The 24,169-nt window shown below is 46.3% G+C and carries 19 protein-coding genes; 11 read left to right on the forward strand and 8 right to left on the reverse strand.

The window, feature by feature from the left end; translation table 11 throughout:
• Positions 1-84 precede the first annotated feature (84 nt).
• The gene (locus tag ACSNJE_RS13345) at positions 85-351 is read right to left on the reverse strand and encodes a hypothetical protein (RefSeq protein WP_495252845.1); all 267 of its coding nucleotides are present in this window, start codon (positions 349-351) and stop codon (positions 85-87) included.
• Positions 352-604: 253 nt separating this feature from the next.
• On the opposite strand from ACSNJE_RS13345, the gene ACSNJE_RS13350 reads away from it, so the two are divergent.
• Entirely contained in the window at positions 605-1,312 is a 708-nt protein-coding gene (locus tag ACSNJE_RS13350) for an ATP-binding protein (RefSeq protein WP_495252846.1), read from the forward strand.
• A 64-nt stretch (positions 1,313-1,376) separates the two neighbouring features.
• Here ACSNJE_RS13350 and ACSNJE_RS13355 read toward each other — a convergent pair whose 3' ends face one another.
• Positions 1,377-9,977, reverse strand: coding sequence for a glycoside hydrolase family 94 protein (locus ACSNJE_RS13355; protein ID WP_495252847.1), 8,601 nt, complete (start codon positions 9,975-9,977; stop codon positions 1,377-1,379).
• Positions 9,978-10,156: 179 nt separating this feature from the next.
• On the opposite strand from ACSNJE_RS13355, the gene ACSNJE_RS13360 reads away from it, so the two are divergent.
• From ACSNJE_RS13360 to ehuA, 5 genes are all read left to right on the forward strand, one after another.
• Complete coding sequence (locus tag ACSNJE_RS13360) at positions 10,157-10,828, forward strand: YetF domain-containing protein (protein ID WP_013119328.1); 672 nt, start codon at positions 10,157-10,159, stop codon at positions 10,826-10,828.
• An 18-nt stretch (positions 10,829-10,846) separates the two neighbouring features.
• The gene (locus ACSNJE_RS13365) at positions 10,847-11,227 is read left to right on the forward strand and encodes a DUF4363 family protein (RefSeq protein ID WP_495252848.1); all 381 of its coding nucleotides are present in this window, start codon (positions 10,847-10,849) and stop codon (positions 11,225-11,227) included.
• Between the two features lie 105 nt (positions 11,228-11,332).
• Positions 11,333-12,157 carry an amino acid ABC transporter substrate-binding protein gene (locus ACSNJE_RS13370; RefSeq protein ID WP_495252849.1) on the forward strand — a complete coding sequence of 275 codons (825 nt, stop codon included), beginning with the start codon at positions 11,333-11,335 and terminating at the stop codon, positions 12,155-12,157.
• A gap of 172 nt (positions 12,158-12,329) precedes the next feature.
• Positions 12,330-12,995 carry an amino acid ABC transporter permease gene (locus ACSNJE_RS13375; RefSeq protein ID WP_495252850.1) on the forward strand — a complete coding sequence of 222 codons (666 nt, stop codon included), beginning with the start codon at positions 12,330-12,332 and terminating at the stop codon, positions 12,993-12,995.
• Between the two features lie 14 nt (positions 12,996-13,009).
• Positions 13,010-13,774: an ectoine/hydroxyectoine ABC transporter ATP-binding protein EhuA gene (gene ehuA / locus ACSNJE_RS13380; RefSeq protein ID WP_013119324.1), complete on the forward strand. Its 765-nt coding sequence runs from the start codon at positions 13,010-13,012 to the stop codon at positions 13,772-13,774.
• Between the two features lie 129 nt (positions 13,775-13,903).
• Here the strand turns inward: ehuA and ACSNJE_RS13385 are convergent, their stop codons facing one another.
• Entirely contained in the window at positions 13,904-15,457 is a 1,554-nt protein-coding gene (locus ACSNJE_RS13385; protein WP_495252851.1) for an ASKHA domain-containing protein, read from the reverse strand.
• A gap of 8 nt (positions 15,458-15,465) precedes the next feature.
• Positions 15,466-16,182 (reverse strand): dethiobiotin synthase, encoded by a 717-nt coding sequence (gene bioD, locus ACSNJE_RS13390; protein WP_495252852.1) that lies wholly within the window; start codon positions 16,180-16,182, stop codon positions 15,466-15,468.
• A 187-nt stretch (positions 16,183-16,369) separates the two neighbouring features.
• On the opposite strand from bioD, the gene ACSNJE_RS13395 reads away from it, so the two are divergent.
• Genes ACSNJE_RS13395 through bioA form a run of 3 tightly spaced genes read left to right on the forward strand, consistent with a single transcriptional unit; the run spans position 16,370 to position 19,758 of the window.
• A complete protein-coding gene (locus ACSNJE_RS13395; RefSeq protein ID WP_474774168.1) occupies positions 16,370-17,251 on the forward strand; it encodes a 6-carboxyhexanoate--CoA ligase in 882 nt (293 codons plus the stop codon).
• Positions 17,190-18,356 carry an 8-amino-7-oxononanoate synthase gene (bioF, locus tag ACSNJE_RS13400; RefSeq protein WP_052218811.1) on the forward strand — a complete coding sequence of 389 codons (1,167 nt, stop codon included), beginning with the start codon at positions 17,190-17,192 and terminating at the stop codon, positions 18,354-18,356. Before ACSNJE_RS13395 ends, bioF begins: the two co-directional genes overlap by 62 nt.
• Positions 18,357-18,411: 55 nt before the next feature.
• Positions 18,412-19,758 carry an adenosylmethionine--8-amino-7-oxononanoate transaminase gene (gene bioA, locus ACSNJE_RS13405; RefSeq protein WP_495252853.1) on the forward strand — a complete coding sequence of 449 codons (1,347 nt, stop codon included), beginning with the start codon at positions 18,412-18,414 and terminating at the stop codon, positions 19,756-19,758.
• Positions 19,759-19,773: 15 nt separating this feature from the next.
• Here the strand turns inward: bioA and ACSNJE_RS13410 are convergent, their stop codons facing one another.
• Both ACSNJE_RS13410 and ACSNJE_RS13415 read right to left on the reverse strand, forming a co-directional pair.
• Positions 19,774-20,211, reverse strand: coding sequence for a GGDEF domain-containing protein (locus ACSNJE_RS13410; protein WP_052218809.1), 438 nt, complete (start codon positions 20,209-20,211; stop codon positions 19,774-19,776).
• Positions 20,212-20,367, reverse strand: a complete 156-nt coding sequence (locus tag ACSNJE_RS13415) for an aspartyl-phosphate phosphatase Spo0E family protein (RefSeq protein ID WP_495252854.1) — start codon at positions 20,365-20,367, stop codon at positions 20,212-20,214. It abuts the gene before it with no gap.
• Positions 20,368-20,506: 139 nt separating this feature from the next.
• Between ACSNJE_RS13415 and ACSNJE_RS13420 the strand changes: the two genes are divergently transcribed.
• Together ACSNJE_RS13420 and ACSNJE_RS13425 are read left to right on the forward strand one after the other, a co-directional pair.
• Positions 20,507-20,896, forward strand: coding sequence for a helix-turn-helix domain-containing protein (locus ACSNJE_RS13420; RefSeq protein ID WP_495252855.1), 390 nt, complete (start codon positions 20,507-20,509; stop codon positions 20,894-20,896).
• Between the two features lie 140 nt (positions 20,897-21,036).
• Positions 21,037-21,582: a TVP38/TMEM64 family protein gene (locus tag ACSNJE_RS13425; RefSeq protein WP_495252856.1), complete on the forward strand. Its 546-nt coding sequence runs from the start codon at positions 21,037-21,039 to the stop codon at positions 21,580-21,582.
• A 71-nt stretch (positions 21,583-21,653) separates the two neighbouring features.
• Here the strand turns inward: ACSNJE_RS13425 and ACSNJE_RS13430 are convergent, their stop codons facing one another.
• Positions 21,654-21,827, reverse strand: a complete 174-nt coding sequence (locus ACSNJE_RS13430; protein ID WP_495252857.1) for a hypothetical protein — start codon at positions 21,825-21,827, stop codon at positions 21,654-21,656.
• Between the two features lie 509 nt (positions 21,828-22,336).
• Positions 22,337-24,166 carry a glutamine--fructose-6-phosphate transaminase (isomerizing) gene (gene glmS, locus ACSNJE_RS13435; protein WP_495252858.1) on the reverse strand — a complete coding sequence of 610 codons (1,830 nt, stop codon included), beginning with the start codon at positions 24,164-24,166 and terminating at the stop codon, positions 22,337-22,339.
• Between the last annotated feature and the right edge of the window lie 3 nt (positions 24,167-24,169).

Consider the following 24,169-nt stretch of genomic DNA (forward strand, 5'->3'; position numbering starts at 1 on the left):
CGGTTGCTTCACTAGTGCAGCGGCATCATTTTATAAAAGGCCTGATTAAAGGGTAGGCGAAGGTTTAGTGAGGTTTCTCCGCTACTACTGAGCTTGGTGCTGCAACACCTGCATCACAATCACCGGCACCACACCGGCCAAAAAAATAAGTAGCAATCCAATATAGATAATCATGGCTTTCGTAGGATTAGTGCTGTTCCGTGCTATATTCCGCAATACACCGGATAAAGCCCACGGGTCTCTCCTCCCCGGATCCAGATGAGACAGGTCTAGGCCTCTAAACTTATAAAAACACTTCCGGCACTCTACCGCCCGGTCATTGTTCAGGTGTCCACATTTGGGGCAGATCATCGTTATCCCCCTTCTTTCAACGGTTAATCTCTTATTATTACTGCTCTGTTCTCTTCATTCTTGGTATTAGTATAAAAGATTTCTAGGGGAAATTCCAGAAAAGGTTTAACAGCGCGAGAGGGGGTGTGGTCTTTTTCTATACCTTTGGTGACCAAAAGCCCTGTGCACCTGTGATGAACCTCACTGTTTTTTTGCTAATCGGTGGTTTATAATGTGTTTACAGTAAAAATAATCATAAGTGAGGTTGAGGAAAATGCTTAGAAAAATCGTGGAGATAAATGAAGACAAGTGTACCGGGTGCGGCCTTTGTATCAGTGCGTGCCATGAAGGGGCTTTGCAGTTGGTCAATGGCAAAGCCCGGCTTGTATCAGACGCTTACTGTGATGGCCTAGGGGCCTGCCTGCCCGAGTGCCCCGCCGGCGCCATCAGCATTGTTGAAAGAGAAGCGGCAGCCTTTGATGAGGAAGCCGTGAAAAAGCATATGGAAACCCAGGCCCTCCAACCCGAAACATTGGCCTGCGGCTGCCCGGGCAGTTCCGTCAGGGTGCGGGAAAAATCCCAGGATTGTTCGTGCCCTGCCGTTACTCCTGTAGCATCACAACTTGGCCAGTGGCCCTGCCAGATTAAGCTGGTCCCCGTCAACGCCCCATTTCTTGACAATGCGGACCTGTTAATTGCGGCTGACTGTTCTGCTTACGCCTATGCCAATTTTCATCAGGATTTTATGAAAAACCGCATCACCCTCATTGGCTGCCCGAAACTGGATAATGTGGATTATGCGGAAAAGCTCTCACAGATGTTCCGGCTACACACAATAAAAAGCATTACCGTGGCCAGGATGACCGTCCCCTGCTGTGGCAGTTTGGTAAACATGGTCCGGCAGGCCGTGGTAAACAGCGGCAAAGATATCGCGGTCAACGTAGTCACTATAGACACTGACGGTAAAGTTTTAGCCGGCTAAAAGCAAAACCTTTATAATCACATCCTAATACGGATTCTGCGAAAAAACCCCTGAGGTATTAATCTCAGGGGTTTTCAACGTATTTTGTTGACCATTTCGACCCATCAGTACGCTGCGCCGCCGCAGCAGCCGGTGCGGGGGTTTTTCGTAAAGCTGCCTGCCACCCGGCCACATCAGTTTCCACCAACTTTCTCCGCCGATTCCGGTTCTCTTCCGTTTTCCCCATAATGACTTCCACTATATGCTCTTGTCCGTCGTCAACCAGAGGAATGTATCCTTCCGGAACCTGCTGACCGTCAACCATTACCGTCTTGACTCCCTTGTTTATCCCCTCGGGGTTGCAGACATGAATCCGGTATAAAGTTTTGGACAGCCGGTACTGTACCTGGAATTCCGGCCATTTTTTGGGTATACACGGGTCAAAATATAGGTTGGCCCCGACTTTTTTCATACCCAGGATATGCTCGATCCCTACCCGGTACATCCAGCCGGCAGCGCCCGTGTACCAGGACCATCCGCCCCGTCCGGCATTGGGATGGGCGGCATAAACATCGGCAGCCACCACATAGGGCTCGGCCTTGTACCGCATGGCTTCAATGGTCGTACGGGTATGGTTGATGGGGTTAATCAGATGAAACAATTCCCCTGCCTTATCTCCCTGACCAAGTTTGGCAAAGGCCAAAATCGTCCATACAGCCGCATGGGTATACTGGCCCCCGTTTTCCCTGACCCCCGGCACATACCCTTTGATATACCCGGGCTCCAGATATCCCTCGTTAAAGGGCGGTGTAAGGAGTTTGATAATACCGGCTTCCCGGTCAACCAGATACTTTTCGACAGCCTGCATGGCTTCCTCGGCCCGGTGGGGTTTGCCTATTCCTGAAATGACGGACCAGGACTGGGCAATAGAGTCAATTTTACATTCCGTATTGGCGGCCGAACCCAACGGGGTACCGTCATCAAAATAGGCCCTCCGGTACCAACTGCCGTCCCAGCCATTTTTCTCGATAGCTTCGGCCAGATTATCAGCTACAGCCGCATATTTTTGCGCCCTCTTTTCGTCACTTTGGGCCAGACAAACGGGTATAAACCTTTGCAATACGGTATAAATGAACCAGCCCAGCCAGACACTTTCCCCTTTGCCTTTATTGCCGACGGTGTTCATGCCGTCGTTCCAGTCGCCCGAACCCATCAGCGGAAGCCCGCGTTCACCGAATTTCAGGGCATTTTCAATTGCCCTGATGCAGTGATTATAAACTGTATCCTTTTCTCCCGAAACCCGCGGAATGTTGTACTTTTCATCCTCATCTGCCGGCAGAGGGTCGTCTTCCAGAAAACCCACTGTTTCATCGAGGATTGACCGGTCGCCGGTACATTCTATATAATCGGCCGTTACATAAGGCAGCCACAGGAAATCATCGGAATACCTGGTCCGGATTCCCTTGTTAACCCCTGGGTGCCACCAGTGCTGCACATCGCCTTCCACAAATTGATGGGCCGCGTGGAGCAGTATCTGTTGTCTGGTCAGCTCCGGCCAGGTATAGACCAATGCCATCACGTCCTGCAACTGGTCCCTGAACCCGTAAGCCCCGCCTGACTGGTAAAAAGCGGCTCTGGACCATAAACGGCAGGATACAACCTGGTACTGTAACCAACTGTTTAAAAGTATATCCATGGACTTATCGGGAGTTGAAACCTGGATAACCTCCAGTTTTTCAAGCCAAAAGGCCCTGACCCTGGCCAATTCCGCCCGGGCTGCATCTACACTGCTGTATTTATCGGCAATGGCCGTTACTTCCGCCAAATCTCGGCCCTGGCCCAGGAGGAAAACAACTTCTCTGGATTCCTCCGGCCCCAGGGATACCTTCACCTGCATGGCCCCGCAGGGCAGTAAACCGGCTCCCACAGTTCCGGAAAGCCTTTCCCGTTCCAGAGCGGCCGGCCGTTCCAGAGTACCGTTAACCCCTGTAAATTCCTTGTCGTCCCCGGTAAAAGTCCGTTCAACCTCAGAAGTATCCATAAAAACAAGGCGTCCCGGAAAATCAGAGTTATACGGGTTGGTAATCAGCAAGATACCTTTTTTACCGTCACTCTGTGTAACGAGATAGGGAACATTAATCTTTTCATTGACTCCCAGCACCGGGCGTATATAGTAAGTTACCGATACTTCCCTGGAAACTGCGGACAGGTTTTGGAGCCGGACCAGGCAAATCTTTACCGGGTCCTCCAAAGCCACAAATGCTGTCAATTCCTGCTTAATACCGTGGCTGGTATGCTCAAAGGAAGTATACCCCTTGCCGTGCCGGATAAGGTAATCTTCCCGTTCCCGGATCGGCATCGGAGTAATGCTCCAGTAATCTCCCGTCTGTTCGTCCCGGAGGTAGAACACTTCCCCGGCCAGATCCGTTACCGGGTCATTATACCAGGGAGTCAGTTTGTTTTCCCGGCTGTTCTCCGCCCAGGTATACCCTGCTCCCACCTCTGTGATATTAAAACCAAAGCCAGGGTTGGCAATTACGTTAATCCAGGGAGCCGGAGTATATTGCCCTTCCCGCAGAAGAATAACGTACTCCCTGCCGTCCTGGCTGAAACCGCCAATCCCGTTATAGAACAGGAGTTGGTCCGCATCAATTGGCGGAACCGCAGGGACCTTCATTTCCCTATCTGCTCTTCCCCGGTCAATATTTACCGTACTCAACTTTGGAACAGGCGCCCGGTTTTCTTCCCAGGCCAACTGCTCTTCAATAGTCCCGGCATCACCTTTCAGTATCAACCTGGCCGCAGTATAAACAAGGTCTTTTTCCTCATCAGCCATTACGTTACCGTTAATCAGGTAAACCCCGCCCGGCCGGTTCATCATATCCCGGGCATGGCTGGCAAAAATAGCTTCTCTGATCCTTTCCTGCAGGGGCTGGACATAGCCCCTTTCATCTTCCGCCAGGAAAACCACATCTACCTTCAGGCCTTTCATCCGCCAGAATTCATGGGCCTTCAGGACCTGGTAAACCAGGTCAGTCTGCTCTTTATCATCAACATGCACCAGAACAATGGGGATATCCCCTGAAATCCCAAAGGGCCATAAACCGGGCTGACCCTTTTTGTTCCGGGCAATATGTTCCCCATATTTGCGCCTTGCCGGTCCGGGAAACAGAATGGAGGGAACCATATTCAGGTAAACCTCCATATCCCTGGCTTTAATATCCAGGTAGTCTGCTTCAATCCGGCTGCGGTTCCAGGCCAGTTCAAAGGCCCGCTCTATCACTTTGGGATCCCGGTATTTATCGGCCAGTTTAAGGGCATCCTGCCGGCTATCGGCTACTCCCAGGGTATAAGTAATTCTCACCGAGTGCCCCGGCTCAATCCTGACCCTTCTGCGCAAACTCATGACCGGGTCAAGCACGGCCCCCACGGTATTGGATAAAGGCTGGTCAACATCCATGGCCAGAGGATTATTCAAGCTCCGGTTCCGGCCAATAAACCTGGCCCGGTCAGTCTCGTACTGCAGGTCGCCGATAACCTCTCCTTCAACAACAACGGTATGCACGGCAAATACAGGTTTTTGCCGCGCGTTTCTGGGTCTCCGAACAGCCAACAGGCATTCATATTGAGGCAGAAATTCTGTTGTTACAAAAAGGTTGCTGAAAGCCGGATGGGCCAAATCAGCATCCGGATGGGTCAATACCACTTCCAGGTAACTGGTTACTTCCACAACCCTGCTGTACCGGCTGTTATTGGTTAAAGTTACTGTCCTGATCTCAGCATTGTCTTCCGGTGAGACCACGATTTGCGTATGCGTCTCTATATTTCCGTCTTTCCTGATAAATTCTGCCTTGTCCGGCGAAAAAACAACCCTGTATTCCTCAGGTTCAATATTGTAAGGCTCGTAAGTAGCCGACCATACATTATTGGAGTTGATGTTCTGTACATAGATAAAGAAACCCGAACTGTGGCCGCGCGGGCTTTCCCACCATCTGGCCACGGCCATGTCGTTATTTTTGCTGTAACCCGAGCCGCCGTCAGTCACCATGACTGAGTAACTTCCGTTGGCAAGCAGGTGAACATTGGGCAGTTCTCCTGCCGGAACCCCGTATTTCCTGACAACTTCCGGTTCATCCTGCACTTTTCTTTTCAGGGGCTGATATGCTTCCCGGTGTTCCTTGGTGATAACTACCTTTAAGGGCATTCTCTCCTGCAAAAGGAGCTCAGCCGACCTGATGACCGGATTGGCGTGAAAACGCTTCTGCATTATATTGTCGTGAAAATAATTGTTTAATGCTAATATGCTCATCCCCTGGTGATGGGCCATAAAACTCCTGACAATAGAGCTTCTACCGTGCCGTCCGGCCCTGGCGGGAGTATAGTCTATGGCCTCGTAAAAACCGTATTCCCCGTCCATTCCCTCTTTTTTTAGGGTTAATATATTTTCGACAGCTCCTTTGGGGTCAGTGGTCAGGGCCAGCGCCGTAGCATAGGGAGCCACTACCAGTTCGTTGCCGAGTCCCCTTTTAAATCCAAGTTCAGGCACACCAAAGGCTTTATATTGATAATTTAAATCAATATCGAACGCATAATAAGCTGATTCAGAAATTCCCCACGGTATTTTACGCTTCTGCCCGTATTTTTTTTGCACCTTCACTACAAAGGAATAAGTTGCGTCCAGCAGCGAGTTTTCATAATTCTTCATTACCAGCAGGGGCATAAAATACTCAAACATGGTGCCTGCCCAGGAAACAAGGCCTTTGTGACCGTCCACCCGGGTAAGCTTCCGGCCTAACCTGAACCAGTGTTTTTTGTCAATTTCCCCCCGGGCAATGGCAATATAACTTGCCAGCCTGGCTTCCGAAGCCAGCAGGTCATAGTAAGATTTGGTCTGCATGCCTTCTTCCACGTTGTATCCGATAGAGAAAAGCTGTCTCTTGGGATCATACAATGGAAGAAATCTGGTGTTTTCCACCAGCGCCCGGATCCTTTTCATTAAATCCACAGCCTGTTCATATATACTGTCAACTGAAAGGGCTGCTTCTTTTTTAAAAGAATACACCATGGCCAGAAGCTTCCGGCCCCATGGGGAAGCCTGCACCTTTTCCCGTTTATCGTCTGCCGTCAACTGGGCCACCATGCCGTCTAATATGGCCAGCCAGTTCTGTAGGTCATGTTTATCGGCAGCCAGGTATGCCTCCAGCACTTCTGTACTGATAGCCAAATCCCTGTCATTCAGTTCTTCATTAAAAATTCTGATGGTGTCGAGGAGTCCCTGGGCAAGAACAGGGTCCGCCAGGGATTTATTGAGGTATTCCCTCAATCCTTCTTCCACCACCATGAGATAACCGACAAAATTGCCGCTGTCCACGGTAGAAACATACCTGGGTCTTAAAACCCGAAGGTTTTCCGTGTCATACCAGTTATAGAGATGCCCTTCCCACTTCTCCATTTTTTCCACCGTGGATATTGTGGCATTCAGCTTTTCTAACATCCCGGCCGTACCCAGATAACCAAAATCACGTGCCGCCAATATGGAAGCCAGGAGCAACCCTATATTGGTCGGCGAGGTCCGGCGGGCCTTTCCATTAGGCGGATCAACCTGAAAATTATCCGGTGGCAGGAAATTCTCCTCAGCCGTCGCCAAGTCTTCGAAATATGCCCAGGTTTTTCTCGCCAGCCTGCGCAGTTCAGACTTTTCGCGCTCGTTTAACGGATCAACTCTGGTTGCGTAATCCTGGCTGACCCGAAAGGCCACGTAAGGCGCGCCGGCCCACAAACCAAAGAGTGCAGCCGCCACAATTACTTCCGGAAAAGTACTGGGCCGCACCAGCGCCAGTGCCAGGACTGCCAAACCCATTAAAGGAGAAATACCCATTTTTCTGTAAAAAGTAACCAAATCATTTCTCAGCAAAGCTTCCAGATCCGCTGCCGGAATCCACTCCAGCAGATTTTTTCTTGTAACAAGGACGCGGGCTAAGGTTCTCACTATAGCATCAGCCATCAAATAAGCCTGGTAAGGTATAAAGATAAACTGGAGGATGGCCTGGTACAAACTGGCCCTAACCCCAGTAATGACAGTCTGGCCCTTGCCTCCCTCTACCAGGTGGTAATTCCTGGCCAAAATACCGCCCATTAAATAGGTTACCGTAGGAAAAGTTACAGTAACAATGGCTAATCCCAGCCAAACCAGGCTATTGCCGGGTAGGGCGGCAAAGCCCAGAGAAATCAACACAAACAAGGCGGGGTTTAACAGGCTTCTGCGCAGGTTATCAAATATTTTCCATTTGGACAATGGCGAAAGAGGATTTTTCCTCCACTTTCCCCGCCTGTCTTTTACCCTGGCCGCTAACCAGGGGATTAACTGCCAGTCTCCCCTGACCCAGCGGTGCTGTCGCATGGAAAAGGAATTGTAGCGGGCCGGGTAACCGTCAATTAATTCGATATCGGTAACCAACCCCGCCCTTACGTAACTGCCCTCCAAAAGGTCATGGCTTAATACACTGTTTTCAGGTATAGCCTCTTTGAGTACCTTTTGGAAAGTATCCAGCTCATAAATGCCTTTTCCAGTAAAAATTCCTTCCCCGAAGAGGTCCTGATACACATCAGAAACAGCCGTAGTATAAGGGTCAATACCCCCCTGCCCGGCAAAAATCCTGGAAAAAAGGGTCTTATTGGCGCTGTCAATACTTACCCCGATTCGCGGCTGCAACAATCCGTGTCCTTTAATGACAATTCCTTTTTTCGCGTCAATTACCGGTTTATTCAGGGGATGGGCCATGGTTCCGATCAGTCTTTTGGCAGCGCCCATGGGGAGACTCGTATCGGCGTCAAGGGTAATGACATACTTGACAGCAGGTATTTGGCCCGGGTCACAACTGCATATCGTGAAACTGGTATCCTGAGCCCCCCTTAACAGGTCATTAAACTCAATAATCGCTCCTCTCTTCCGTTCCCAGCCCATCCACTGGTTCTGAGCTTCATTAAACCGCCGCTCCCTGTGGAAATAATAGAAAACAGGCCTGTCTTTGGCATAGCGCAGGTTTAATTTTTTGATCCCCTCTAACGCCGTTTCAACGATTACAGGGTCATCTGGCGTATCAGGTGAATCGGCGTCCTTAAAATCGCCCACCAGGGTGAAATAAAGATTATTTTCCTTATTGGCTTGGTAATAAACTTCCAGCTTCTCTAAAAGTTCCCGCACCCTCTTTGCATCAGGCAGGAGGGTTGGAATAATCACCATGGTACTGTTTTCTTCGGGAATACCGTCTTTCAACTCTAATTTTGGCAACACAGTCGGCGCATAGATATGGCTGACGGTAAAATTTACAATATTAATGGCAATATCACTTACAGGTATTAACAGAACAAGCCCCGTTACAAAAAACACCAGAGGCGACACGCCCCCCTGACCGGCAGCATACGTTAAGATTAAGGCCATAATGGCCAGGGTAATCAGAGCGATAGACCCAAAATAAACGGCATAAGGATATCGTTTAAAAAAATTCAAGGCAGCCTTAAGCCCCCTGGGTTTAATACCAATTTGCCTTTCCAACTTTTTTCTGCCGGCGCTGACCAGGTAGTAACCAACATGCCGCACCGGCCCCTCGTTATCTTCCGCCGGCGCCTCCTGTGCACAGCTCAATGCTTTTTGGGCAACTTCAATCTCTGAAATGTTATAAAACTGGGCCATCTTTTCGATGATGTGCCGGTAATGGTCCCTGGACTCAAAATCCATCCGGTTATAAATCCCGGCCGGATCCTGTCTTAAAATCTCTTCCACCTGACTCAAGGATTCAAAAATCTCATTCCAGTCTATAGCCGCTATCATGCGCAGACTGGTTATGGAATTACCCATGGAAACCTGTCTGGCCGCCTGCATCCGGTGTTCCAGACTGATCAACTTTTCTAAAGAAGACCCCTTTTCCGTAAGTTTCTCATCAAGATATCCCACTGCAGCCGCCGTCTTCCTCCCCTGCTTTCTGAGCATTTGGACCAGAAGTTCAATGAAAGAAGGGTAGACGTCCGGTTTATTGCCTATTTGTTCATTGATTACTCTCCGAACCTCGTTGTCACCCTTGTCTACAGCGCCGACGATCAGGTCGGCCGTGCGGCGCGCCTCATACCGCTGCCTATAATACGCACCTAACTGGTCACAAATGTGGCTGATTTTTTCTATCAGTGCGATTCTGAGCATAACTGCCATAGCCCACAATTCACTCATGGAAAGCGGCTGGCGGGATTGGTAAGCCCTGACAAAATTCATCAGGGTTTTTTCGTCAATCATTCCGTCCGTATGATTGACTAACTCCAAAGCCAGGGCATATATCCTGGGATAGCCTTTCATTTGGTCATTCTTAAGCGCTGGCAGCCGGAAATAGGGTTTCCTGGCAAGAGCGTGTTTAATGTCTTTTACCTGTTCTTCAATAACATAAAAATTATCCAGGAGCCACTCTGCCGTAGAAGACGAAGGTATTCCTCCGCCTGTCTCCCTGTCGATGGTTTTGTAAACTTCCAGGATATGTTTATATTTGCTCCCAATCCGGGTCATTAACCATCTCGGAAACCTGGCCTTTTCCTGTACCAGATGGCTTTTGGCAATTTCCGCCGCGTGTTTTTCTATGTCTTCGGGACCAAGTAGTTTATTATTCATTTCCATCTTCTCTACTCCGTTTATAGTGCTCATTTTATAAAATCACCATTACCTGATTTTTTGTCCTAACTTATTATGCCCCCTTTGTGGCTGAAAAACCCACCAATTGGTGGGTTTTTCAATTCTTATAGTACCCTGGAGCTTTTTAAAGTATACGATTAAAATTGCTTCTGAATGGTTATAATTCCCATATAACACAAAGGAGGTATTCTATGCTGATAGTAATTATACGAACCCTTATACTTTTTGTATTTGTCGCCACTGCCATGCGCATTATGGGAAAACGGGAAATTGGCCAGCTTCAGCCATATGAACTGGTCATAGCAATTATGCTGTCCGAACTTGCCGCCATCCCGATGGAAAACACCGGCATCCCGTTGCTAAACGGAATAACTCCTATTTTAACACTTTTAATGGCCCAGGTAGTTTTATCTTATATTTCACTCAAGAGCAGCCGCGCCCGGGCAGTAATCTGCGGCACTCCCAGCGTACTTATAGAAAACGGTAAAATTAAGGAGAAAGAACTGGCGAGGTTACGGTATAACATTAACGACCTGTTAGAACAACTAAGGGTTAAAAATGTACCAAATATCTCGGATGTGGAATTTGCCATTCTGGAAACCAGCGGGCAGTTAAGTGTCATACCAAAATCGCAAAAACGGCCGATTGTTCCGGAAGATATGAATCTGCCAACTAAATACGAAGGTCTGCCTTACACGCTGATTGTGGACGGCGAAATAATGTATAAAAACCTTGCAAAACTAAACCTCGATGTCGCATGGTTAAAACAGCAGTTGAACAGCTTTGGTATTGCGGACCCAAAACAGGTCCTTTTTGCCTCTCTTGACACGCAGGGCAATTTATATTATCAGAAAAAATCATAAACTTGGGAGGTTTGCACCGTGAAAACATTTGTCGCTACCCTGGTTGTCTTTGCAATACTCGTTGGGTTTTCGACTTTTACCTATAATTACATTAACAATACCACCGATAACCTTATGGCTCATATCCAGGTAATGGAAAAACACCTCCGGGCCAGGAATTGGCAACAGGCGGAACAGGGCTTCAGTAAACTGAAATCGTCCTGGGACAGGACCAGTTCCAATTGGGCAGTATTTATAGACCACCAAGAACTGGACAGCATCAACATGAGTATGGCCAGATTAAAAAATTATATGGACACCAGAGAAAAACCCGAACTTCTGGCAGAATTGGGAGAACTCAAATTACTGCTTAAACATATCCCTGAAAAAGAGGCATTAAACCTTAAAAATATCCTTTAAACGAACATTCGATTAATGCTTTACTAAAGTGAAGTTTTAAAGTAAAATAACAAGTGTAGTTAACTCTAAAAATTTTACAACTTTCAGGGAAAGGACGATGTTCTTATGAAAAAGTACATTCTAACGGCGCTCCTACTTTTGCTGGCAGCAGTATTGGTTCTGTCCGGTTGCGGCGGTTCCTCCCCTTCCTCCTCCCAGGCAAGTGATCCCTCCTGGGAAAAGGTAAAGGAAAAAGGAGAATTCGTACTGGGGCTTGATGAGAATTTCCCTCCTATGGGCTTCAGGGATGAAAAAGGTGAGATTGTTGGCTTCGACGTGGATGTCGCCAAGGAGGTTACCTCCCGCCTCGGCGTCAAACTCAAGTTACAGCCCATTAACTGGGATGCCAAGGAACAGGAACTCAACACAGGAAACATCGATGCTATCTGGAACGGTTTTACTATTACCGAAGATCGTAAGCAAAATGTCCTTTTCTCCAAACCTTATATGAAAAACCGCCAGGTAATTATTGTCATGAATAATTCCAGTTATACCAATCTTGCCGACCTGGCCGGTAAGAAACTGGGCCTGCAGGCAGGTTCAAGCGCCGCTGACGCCCTGGCGGGAGCAAAGGATTTCAAGGCCAAACTTGGTGAAGTTGTTGAATTTGATGACAACATGACTGCCCTCATGGACCTTGAAAAAGGCGGCATAGATGCCGTCCTTATGGACGAAATAGTGGCCCGTTACTACATCACCATGAAAAACAAGGGCTATAAAGTGCTGGATGAAGCGCTGGCCAGCGAAGAATACGGAATTGGCTTCCGAAAAAATGATAAGCAACTGATGGAAAAGATTCAGGAAACCCTCGAAGCTATGGCCAAAGACGGCAAGCTGGCCGAGATTTCTACCAAGTGGTTCGGTAAAGACATTACCACTGTTGGAAAATAACCAATTGGTGCGCCTTAATACCTTCTGAATCAACCAAGCCTTCACAGGGGCCGGTGCCGGGAAGACACCGGCCCTTGTCTTTTTTTGTTTTTCTAATTACAATGAAAAGGACAAATAAAATGGGATAAATAAAATAAACCGGACAAATAAACGGTAAAAGGAGTCAGATAAAATGTTTACAGACATGGATTTGGCGAGTTTCTTGAACCTGATTGGCCTCCTTGCCGGGGGGGCGCTGACGTCATTGCAGATTTTTTCCCTCACCCTGCTGTTTTCCCTGCCCCTGGGACTCCTGGTAGCTATCGGCAGGCTGTCCACAAAAAAATGGATAAGCAACCCCATCAAGTGGTATATTTCTGTAATGCGCGGGACTCCATTACTTTTACAAATCTGGTTCGTTTATTTTACACCGTCCTACATTTTCCCAAGTTTCAGCCTGGACCGGTTTATTGCGGCCGTCATCGCCTTTTCCCTGAACTATGCCGCCTATTTTGCGGAAATATACAGGGGTGGCATCCTGTCCATACCCCGGGGACAATATGAAGCTGCAGCCGTGCTGGGCTTTACCAGGACACAGACTTTTGTCAGAATAATCCTGCCTCAGGTAATAAAAAGGATCCTGCCCCCTGTCAGCAACGAGGTTATTACCCTGGTAAAGGATACTGCCCTGGTTACGGTCCTTGGCATCTCCGAACTATTCAGGGTGGCCAAGAACGAATCTTCAAGAATTTTTTCCACTACACCTATTTTCGTGGCCGGCTTGTTCTACCTGATCATGAATTGGGCGGTAGAAAAGGTTTTTCATACCCTTGAAAGAAGACTGGGTTATTACAGGTAGGAGGAATAAAAATAATGCAGATGCTCAAGGTTCATAACTTACACAAAAGCTATGACGGCAAAGAAGTGCTGTCCGGTGTTTCTTTTGAGGTGAAAAAGGGAGAAGTGGTAGCTGTCATAGGTCCCTCAGGCTCGGGGAAGAGTACTGTGCTGCGCTGCCTTAACCTGCTGGAAAAAATTGACCGCGGCACTATTGTAGTCGGGGGAGAAGTCATGGCCGATACCACCGGGGAGGGAAAAGTGCTTTATGCCCCTGAAGCCCATCTCCGTAAAATCAGGCTTCGCCTCGGTATGGTGTTTCAAAACTTTAACCTTTTCCCCCACTTTTCCGTTCTGCAGAACATAACGGAGGCGCCGGTTCACGTGGCAGGCATGGACCGCAGCAAAGCCAGGGACCTGGCTATGGAATTACTGGAAAAGATGGGCCTGAGCGATAAGGCCGATGCCTATCCTTACCAGCTTTCAGGAGGGCAAAGCCAGCGTGTGGCTATCGCCAGAGCCCTGGCCATGAAACCTGACATATTGTTTTTTGATGAACCCACATCAGCATTGGACCCCGAACTTACGGGCGAGGTTTTAAAAGTCATGCGGGTCCTGGCAGCGGAACACATGACCATGGTGGTGGTAACCCATGAAATGAATTTTGCCCGCGATGTGGCGGACAGGGTAATTTTTATGGACAAGGGCCAAATCGTGGAACAGGGAAACCCCCGGGAACTGATAGATAATCCTTCAAACGAAAGAATCAGGGCATTTTTGCGCAACTTTTCCGGCGCCTGATATAGATATCTCACACCCCATCACCGCCCAGAGCAGGTCGTTACTTATTGATAAAGTGTTAAATGAATACCGGCAGACCGTATAGGTCAAAAAACCGGGGCTTGGCTCCCCGGTTTTTCTCATATAAAACTAACGTTTTTGTAGTTTTTTCTTGACACTAGGGTATCTGTTCAGGTCCATATGAGGCAGGAAAAGTCCCGATGTAAACTTTTTCATAAATTCCCGGTTGTTATTCAGCTCAAAATAAGTAATACTTTTGGCCAAGGTCTCAGCTTCATCAATTTTCTCCCTTGACAGCAGGGCAAGTCTGGCGCCTTCCAGAGAGCTGTTCCCAAGTGAAATAATATTTTGCCGGGGAATGTCCGGGTACAATCCAATCGTTATGGCAGATTCCGGGTCTATGTATGCACCAAAGGCTCCGGCGGCATAAAATTTTTCCAGCTCTTTAAAAGAACAGCCTACCCCTTCCATTAATACCTCCACTGCCGCCGTAACAGCGGCCTTGGTTTTTAAAAGGCTGCGAATATCCTTCTGGGAAACAACTATATCCTGTCCCGTCGCCGTTTCCTGGGCGCCGGCAATCACAAATGCACCGGAATCATCATTAAACCGGCCTGAACGGTCAATAATACCTGCTACCAGCATCTGAGCCATGCAATCGATTAACCCCGAACCGCAAATACCCCTGGGCTTAACGGAACCGATTACTCTATAATCAGTTTGAAGCGTTGCCGGATCAATACTTACTTTGTAAATAGCACCGGCTTCTGCCCGCATTCCATGCTCAGCAGCGCCACCTTCCAAGGCCGGCCCGGCCGCACCGGCACAAGTCACCAGCCACTCGTTGTTGCCCAAAACCATTTCGCCGTTGGTCCCGATGTCAACCAGAAGAGATAATTCGGGTTTCTGATGCATTCCGCTTACCAATAAACCGGCAATCACATCACCTCCGACATAACTGCCCACATTCGGTAAACAATAGAGAGGGGCTAAAGGGTTGATAGCCACACCCACTTCGATAGCCTTTAGAATGCCGGGGCTGTTAACTACCGGAATATACGGTTCACGGCATATGTTTGCCGGGTCCAGTCCCAGGAAAAGATGAATCATGGTGGTATTTCCGGCAACCACCATGGCATAAATCTCGTTCTGTTCCACATTGTGTTCAGAAACTACCTGCTGTATCTGCCCGTTGATAGTCTCAAGGACAGCCTGGCGAAGTTTTTCCCTTCCGTTTTCTGTGCTGCCCAGGTAAATCCTCGTTAATATGTCGTCACCGTATTTTACCTGTCCATTATAAGAGGAAACATTGCCCAGGACTTCTCCTGAAGCTAGGTCCACAAGGTAAAGTACGGTGGTGGTAGTCCCAATGTCCAGAGCCAACCCGTAATAGTTGCCTTTGCCAACCTCCGGTTCTATGTCAATTACCCAGGGGTTTTCTTTTGCCTGGGCCACAATAACCGAAACCTGCCAATCCCCTTCCAGGAATACAGACGGCAGTTTCCTCATCACTTCAAGAGGAATATGCACTCCCTTGAGGGATTCCGGCAAATAACGGCGCAACCGGTCCACATCACCCTGATTGTCTGTTAAGCCCGGCATTTTAATTTTTACAGCATACCTTTGGGCCAGTGGATTTAACTCTACTTTGTTTCTCTGTCCATAATCTAAAATAGTTTGCATATTATCACCTACGTATTATTAAGTAATAAATCAAAATCTACATTGTTCTTTATCAATTCCAAGGTGTTGCCTATTTGGCAGGTATCAATATCAATATCTTTTCCCTTTGGTATTTTACCTAAAGTAGGTATATTGGTCATCTTTTCGATTATTTCAGGATTGGTTTTTTCCGACAGGGTTAAATTGTTTATATCAAATCCATTATAAATTATTCCCTTGATTTTCAAGCCCAATTGCTCTGCGCACCTGACAGTAAGAACAGTATGGTTAATAGTTCCCAAATCAGGTCTGGCGACAATGATAACCGGTAAATTGAATTCTTTGATTAAGTCAGGTAATAAGAAGCCCGTACCTTTTAAGGGAACAAAAAGGCCACCGGCCCCCTCGACAATTACTATTTGGTATTTTACACACAAGCTTACGAAATCCTCTTTTATTTTGTCTATCTCTATGGATACCTGGCTTAGTTCCGCCGCTAAACTGGGAGCCAGAGGAGGCGCAAGGGAATATGTATTAAACTTATCATCAGGTAAATCAGCAACCTTTTTATAGAATTCCACATCTGGAGCCCGCAAACCGTCTTCACCGGCAACTGCTCCACTCTGAACAGGTTTATAGGGTACGGCGTCAATTCCCCTTTCCCGTAAGGCCCCTGTTAATCCTGCGGTAACAAAAGTTTTTCCTACCCCGGTATCGGTGCCGATAATGAAAAAACCTTTAGCCATTTCTGTCCCTCCATTTTTTGGTGTTAAACATATGTATATCTTAGTTAATTTACCACCGATTTGTCAACCCATCGCAAAATATGGGTTGACCAAAGAGTAAATTGAACTATATAATTTAGTTAACTATTTGCAAAAAATGGGTTAACAAATGAATTTTAAAATGCAACACTTGGGAGAGATGTGTACTATGCGGGAAAAACTTTACAACATCAAAATGCGGGCAGCTAAAGGCGGCAGGCATGAAAAAGGCGGCCAGCATATTTCGGGAGCAGAGAGAATTGTCTCCGGGGAGAATATTAAAGATATTGTTTCTGACCTTCTAGACCGGGCAATTTATCACAGTAAAGGGCAAGCCGATTTTATTAATATCTCTTTGGAAGAAATTAAAAGGAATGACATTGCCTATATCCCATCCTTACCGATAATTACGGTTAAGGTTAATGATTATCGGGCAGGGCGAAAAGGCTTAATAAAAATTCTGGAAAACATAGGCCTGTCTTTTTACCAGGCAAAAACAATTCTATCCTATTTAGAAGAGAGTCCGGCTATGAGGGGCGCTATGCTCGTTGAGATTAATTCCCTGGAAAGAATAGAGCCTGATTTTGAGAGGGGGGTTAGGGCTACCGGCATGGATTGGGAACAAAATATTGTGCCCCAGTTGAATGATTTGCTTGCCAGAGAAGGCATAAATAATACTCACGTTAAGGAAGCGCTGGCCTTAGCCAGTAAAGTTAGCCGGGCGCCGGGAATAGTTGCTGAAATCTGCTGGTCAGATGACCCTGATTATACTGCGGGTTATGTAGCTTCTAAAAAGTTAGGCTATGTCAGGTTTACCAATTTAAAACCCCTGGGGGTTAAGAAAGGCGGCAGGGTATTTTGTTTTGACAAAAGCCTGGCGTCTTTAGAACAATGCCTGTTCTGGCTGGAAAAGCAAGTAACAATTGTAAATGAACTGAGCCCTTACCGGGGGAATTATACCTTAACTGAGTTTTTAAAGGAGATTGGATATGGAGAGAATAACTGCAGCTTTGCAAGAAATAAAAGAAAAGGGGTTATACAGGGAGTTTAAGTATTTAAGCGCTGCCCAGGGCCCCCATACGGTAATAGACGGAAAAAAGGTAATCTTGATGGCTTCTAACAGTTACCTGGGGTTATGTGTTGATAAAAGGTTAAAAGAAGCGGCTATTGCTGCCATAAACAGATATGGAGTGGGCTCGGGAGGGTCCAGATTGACAACCGGCAGCTACGAATTACATAGAGAACTGGAAAAAAAACTGGCCCAATTTAAAGGCATGGAAGGGGCTTTGGTCTTTAACACCGGATATATGGCAAACTTAGGAGCTATCACAGGTCTTACCGATAAAGACTGGGTTATTTTCAGTGATGAATTAAATCATGCCAGTATTATTGACGGCTGTCGTTTGAGCAGAGCGCGGACAATTGTTTACAAGCACTGTGACATGGGGGATTTAGCTAAAAAAGTAAAGGAATACAAAGGTTATCCCGGTATAATCGTAACCGACGGTGTATTCAGCATGGATGGAGATATAGCACCTCTACCGGAAATAGTGGAAATTGCTGCAAAAAACAATTTACTGACAATGGTTGATGATGCCCATGCAACAGGTATTTTGGGAAAAACAGGCTCAGGGACGCCGGAGTACTTCGGCCTGAAGGATAAGATAGACATTCAAATGGGTACCTTAAGCAAAGCTTTAGCCGGTGAAGGTGGATTTATAGCCGGTAAGCAATATCTAATCGATTTTCTCCGGAATAAAGCCCGGAGCTTTATCTATACCACTGCCTTATCGCCGGGGATAATAGCTGTAGCCTTAAAGGCATTAGAAATAATTGAGAAAGAACCGGAAAAAAGAAAAGGATTATTAATAAAAGCCCAGTGGTTACAAAACCGGCTGCAGAAAATCGGTTTTCAAGTATTGACGAGTCAAACCCCCATCATTCCTATCATAATTGGTGATGCAGAAAAAGCAGTTGAGTTTAGCAAACAATTATTAGAAGAGGGTATTTTTATCCCTGCTATCAGACCACCCACTGTACCTCAGGGGACCAGCCGTTTAAGGCTGACTTTAATGGCAACCCATTCTCTGGAAGATATAAACCATGTTTTAACAAAAATCCAGGAAATAGGGAAAAAATTGAAGATTATATCTTAAGAAAAGATATCTTAAGAAAAGAGCAGACCAATGAATAACAAGGAGTTGTTTTATTATGAATGAACTGCAAAAAAAGGATTTACAATACATATGGCATCCCTGTTCTCAGATGAAAGACTATGAAGACTTCCCCCCCATTGTTATTGAACGGGGGAAAGGTCCTTATTTAATAGATGTGGAAGGTAATTCTTACCTGGATGCCGTCTCAAGCTGGTGGGTTAATCTTTTTGGCCACAGCAACGAGAGGATAAATCAGGCTCTGAAAAGACAGTTAGAAAAATTAGAGCACGTTATTTTCGCTAATTTCTCCCATGAACCTGCTATAGAATTAGCAGAACGGATAGTGCAAATAACTCCCCCTGGATTAAATAAAGTATTTTTTGCCGACAACGGTTCTTCGGCAGTAGAAGCTGCCCTAAAACTCAGCTTTCAGTATCATCAGCAAACAGGTAATGCTAAAAAAACCAAATTTGTAGCAATTACCGATGCTTACCATGGTGAGACTCTCGGCTCCCTTTCTGTAGGAGATATCGATTTATACAGTAAGATTTATAAACCACTTTTACTACAAACCTATAAAGCTAAAGGCCCTGATTGTTACCGCTGCCCTTATGGTAATGAACGGGATACCTGTAGCGCTGAATGTTTTGAACATATGGAGAAGCTGGCAGAAAAAAACCATGAAGAAATCTGTGGTGTTATTATAGAACCCCTCATCCAGTGTGCGGCAGGAATGAAAATTTACCCACCGGTTTATCTGAAAAAACTGAGGAAACTCTGTGATAAATATAATATCCATTTTATTGCCGATGAGATTGCAGTAGGCTTTGGCCGGACAGGTAAAATGTTTGCCTGTGAACATGCCGGTGTAAGTCCTGATATCATGTGTTTATCTAAAGGGATCACGGCAGGATACTTACCCTTATCCCTGGTTGTCGTAACCGATGAAATTTATGATGCTTTTTACTGTGAGTATACAGAACTAAAGGCTTTTTTGCACAGCCATAGCTATACCGGCAACCCATTAGCCTGTGCCGCTGCCTGTGAAACTTTAAACATTTTTGAAGAGGAAAATGTTTTAGAGAAAAATAAAGAAAAATCAAAGCTTATCAGTGATATAGTCAGGGACGCTTTTGATAATCACCCCTATGTAGGCGAGTTTAGACAATTGGGTATGGTTGGAGCATTAGAACTGGTAGAAGACAAAGAAACCGGGAAAGGCTTTGATTGGAAAAAGCGGGTGGGCTACCAGATATATAAGATAGCTGTTAAAAAAGGAGTTCTCCTGCGCCCCTTGGGAAATGTCATCTATTTCATGCCACCTTATGTTGTAGAAGAAAAAGATATCAGGTTCATGGTCAAAATAGCCTGTCAGTCTATAAATGAATATTTTGGTTTATAGATAGTTCTATGACTTTCAGGAAATATGAATAGCAATATAATTCTTTCGGGCAATTACATCGTCTTTTCTTGTATTCCTTCGTAAAATTTCAGCAAACTGCTGTAATACCTGATCACCTACTATATGCCCATATGTATCATTTATACTCTTAAAATTGTCCAGATCTATTAGAAGCAGAGAAATTGGACCTTTTGTTTTCAGTTCCGACAGTTTTGTATAAAAATATTTCCTGTTATGCAGGCCTGTTAGCGCGTCAGTATTAGCCTCCCGGTTTAATCTTTTAATTAAAATGCCGCAAATTGTGCTAATCACCGTCTGGATTATTGCCATGGGCAGCCATAAAAAACCTTGCCTGCCCTGGTAATATCCGTCAGCTAAAAACGTTATCAACAATAAGAACAGCCCGACCGACAATAAAATAACAGGAGCAAATTTATACATTTTCTCTCTCATCTAATCCCCCTTTAGGCCTCCACCTTTACGAAAATACTCCACAATATATTTATCGATTTTCTGACTGATTTTCAGAAGAATTTCCTTGCTCATATTCATATTGGCCGCATTATTAAGGATATTCCGGGCCATTTCTATCTTATCTCTTTTATTCACCAAGTTCACTCCCTGTAAAAATACCTAAACATAATTTTACATCAAATATTGGCTTTTTGCAAATAATAAATATATGCACATAGCAAATTCTAGTGCGCCTTAAATTCAGGTAAAGTAATGGCAGTGGGGAGTGAAAAAAGTGAAGAAAAAGTCAGAAATAGATAACAAGACCATCGGGCAGAGAATACGGGAAGAAAGAGAAAAGCTCGAACTATCACGGGAAAAGTTTGCAGAAATCATCGGGCTTTCAGATTATTATGTCGGGCAATTGGAACGCGGCGAAAGGCAAATGAGTCTTCGCGTTTTATTTAAAATTGCCAAATGTTTGCATGTATCATTAGACTACCTGATTTTTGGGAAAACTGTTCATGATACCTATCAGGTTCAGGATGCCCGGAATACCTATAAAGCAGTTGAGGATAACAAATACAAAGAGATAAACATTTTACTCGACAAATGTTCTCCGGAAGAACTGGAATTAGTCAAAAAACTTATAAAAACTATTCTTCCTTATACAGGGAAAAATTAAAAGAAAGGGATAAGTAGAATAAGCCCTGCATTTACAGAGCTTTGCACTTATCCCTTTTTTATTCTTTACCTTTAGTTTTCGTAAAAGCTAAGTTACGGTAAAATATTATAAGTAGTGTATGAAAAGGGATGGAGCCGCCAGTGGAAGAACAGTTAGTGCATTTCTTTAACGAATATCAGAGCCAAGCAGTATTAATTAGTATTATTTTAAGCATAGTGGTTGCCATTATGGGGGTATTGCCCAGCTTTTTCATCACCGCGGCCAACATAACCTTCTTCGGTTTCTGGCCGGGAACGCTGATTTCCTTTATTGGTGAAGCGCTGGGGGCGTCAATCTCTTTTATCATTTACCGCAAAGGTCTTCAGCATGTCATCCATCCCTATTTAAAGCAATATCCCCGGCTTATGAAATTGACTAACAGTACCGGCAGGGAGGCTGTTTATCTCATATTGTTACTGAGGGTTATGCCCTTGATGCCTTCCGGGTTGGTTACTCTGGCAGCCTCAATGGGGACAATTTCCGTGTTGTCTTTTACTGTGGCCAGTTCTTTGGGGAAAATACCGGCATTGTTGCTGGAAGCCTTTTCAGTTTATCAAATTATGAAAATTAACCGGCTGAAAAGCTGGCTTTTGGAATTAATTTTGGTCTATGCCATTTACCGGCTTTGGCGAAAAACCAAAAAATGAAACAAAATTCCCGGATAATCGCCAAGTGTGATAAACAAATTTTACAGGTGACCGTTATTTCCGGCTTTAGCTTATACTTCCACCCTCTGCAGTCTCTCATAGACCTCAGGGAGCATCAACTCCATCAAAGCGCCGGCAAATTGTTCGTCATCGATAATTTTCATAAAGAATTTTTCATTCTGGCCCATTCTGTCCACCACTTTGCCCATAAATGCTTTTTGAAAAGCATAACGGAAATCTTCCATAGAATTGTTCTTTGCTTTTGTGGAGGGGTGACTGGGCTACCCCACCCACCCCTCCGCTATTGAGGGTAGGCATTGTACCGGTGTAACAACCCTTGCATCATAGTTGTAGATAATCGCTATGGAGGTCAAACAATAAGTTGCGACTTGGTGAAGGGTGGGTAGACAGTGTTAACGACAGTTAGGGCTTGAAATCACTGTTTCCGGCACGGACGCCGGAAACCCGGCCATTGAGTCATGGATGACGATTCGGCCGGGTTCAGTGATTTCAACCGAACGGAGTTTACACTGTCTCCGCCCGTAACCTCGGAGCAACGGTTGTTTTATCTCCATAGCGGTTTGAGGACTACCTGGTAAGGTTTGCAGCATAAAGCTCCGTGGTAGCGGAGAGCCCACCCACCCCTCCTATAGACTGGCTTGAAAATATTGGAGCGGAGGAATTATTTAAGCTCCCCTCAATCGTGCTAATTTGACTTTGTCTACAGCCTGAAGCGCCCCGCAGGGCGCTTCTTTCATTCCACAGTCACGCTTTTCGCCAAATTCCTCGGCTTATCCACGTCGCAGCCTCTGGCCACCGCAATATGGTAGGCCAGCAGTTGCAGCGGGATTACCGTCAGCACGGGAGCCAGGACATTTTCCGTCTCCGGAATATAGACCACATGGTCCACAACCTTCTGCAATTCCGTATTGCCCTTAAAGGTAACCCCGATTACCTGGGCGCCGCGCGCTTTGACCTCTTTTATATTGCTCACCATTTTATCGTACAGGTCCTTTTGGGTGGCCAGCGCAACTACCGGCACATCATCCACAATCAGGGCCAGGGTACCGTGCTTCAGTTCCCCCGCGGCATAAGCCTCGGCATGCATATAAGAGATTTCTTTCAGCTTCAGGCACCCTTCCATAGCCACCGCATAATCAAGGCCACGGCCCAGGAAGAAGGTGTTCTGGCATTCCGCGTATTTTTTCAGGAAACTCTGCAGGTCTTCCAGATCATCAAGAATAGTCTGCACCTGGTCGGGAATTTCCCGCATCCCGGTGATGAGCCGTTCCGCATAAGCAGCATCAATTGTACCCCGTACCTGAGCGAAATGGATGCCCAGCAGGAACATGGCGATTAACTGGGTAGAATATGCCTTTGTCGAAGCCACGGCAATTTCCGGGCCGGCCCAGGTGTACAGGACATCGTCCGCCTCCCGCGCCACGGAGCTGCCGACCACGTTGGTAACAGCCAAAATCCTGGCCCCCGCTTTTTTCGATTCCCGCAAAGCCGCCAGGGTATCGGCAGTTTCACCGGACTGGCTGATGACAATAACCAGGTCGCCCGGATGAATTATCGGGTTCCGGTAGCGGAACTCGGAAGCAATATCCACGGTAACAGGAATCCGGGCCAGGTCCTCAATGACATATTTGCCTACCACACCCGCATGATAAGCCGTACCGCAAGCAACAATAAAGATGTGCCGTAAATCTTTAATCTCTTCTTCAGTCAGACTTAATTCGTTTAATACCACCCGCTTATTGTCAGCCGATATCCGGCTGCTGAAGGTTTCCCTGATGGCCCTGGGCTGCTCATAAATTTCTTTCAGCATAAAATGCGGGTAGCCGCCTTTTTCAGCAGCTACAGCATCCCACTGGACATGGAATACTTCTTTTGTAATCTTATTGCCCTGCGTATCGGTTATTTTTACACCGTCAGCAGTAATAACGGCAATCTCGCCGTCATTTAAAATAAAGTTGTCTCGCGTATGGGCCAGGGTAGCGGGGATATCGGAAGCCAAAAAATACTCACCGTCGCCCAGACCTACAACCAGGGGGCTGTCCTTCCGGGCAGCCACAATCTTATCCGGCTCGTTTTTACTGATCACGGCCATGGCATAAGAGCCTTCAATCTTTGTAATCACCTGTTGTACGGCCTTTTCCAGGTCGCCGTCATAAAAATGCTCCACCAGGTGCGGCAATACTTCCGTATCAGTCTCAGATTTAAATTTATGACCCTGCGCTTCCAGCCACTCCCTGAGCTCCAGGTAATTTTCAATGATCCCGTTATGCACAACAGCAATCACCCCTGTACAATCCGTATGGGGGTGGGAATTAACGTCCGAAGGCCGTCCGTGCGTCGCCCAACGGGTGTGGCCAATGCCTATATTTGCTTCCGGCGTATAAGCATCCAATTTCTCCTCCAGTTTCGATAACCTGCCAACACTTTTCGCCACCAACACCTTACCCTGTTCTATCACCGCAATACCTGCCGAGTCATACCCACGGTATTCCAGTTTCTTCAAGCCGTCTATCAATACGGGCACCACCGACTTAGGCCCTATATACCCAACAATACCACACATTAC

The organism is Thermincola sp. GK-1 (assembly GCF_059412445.1).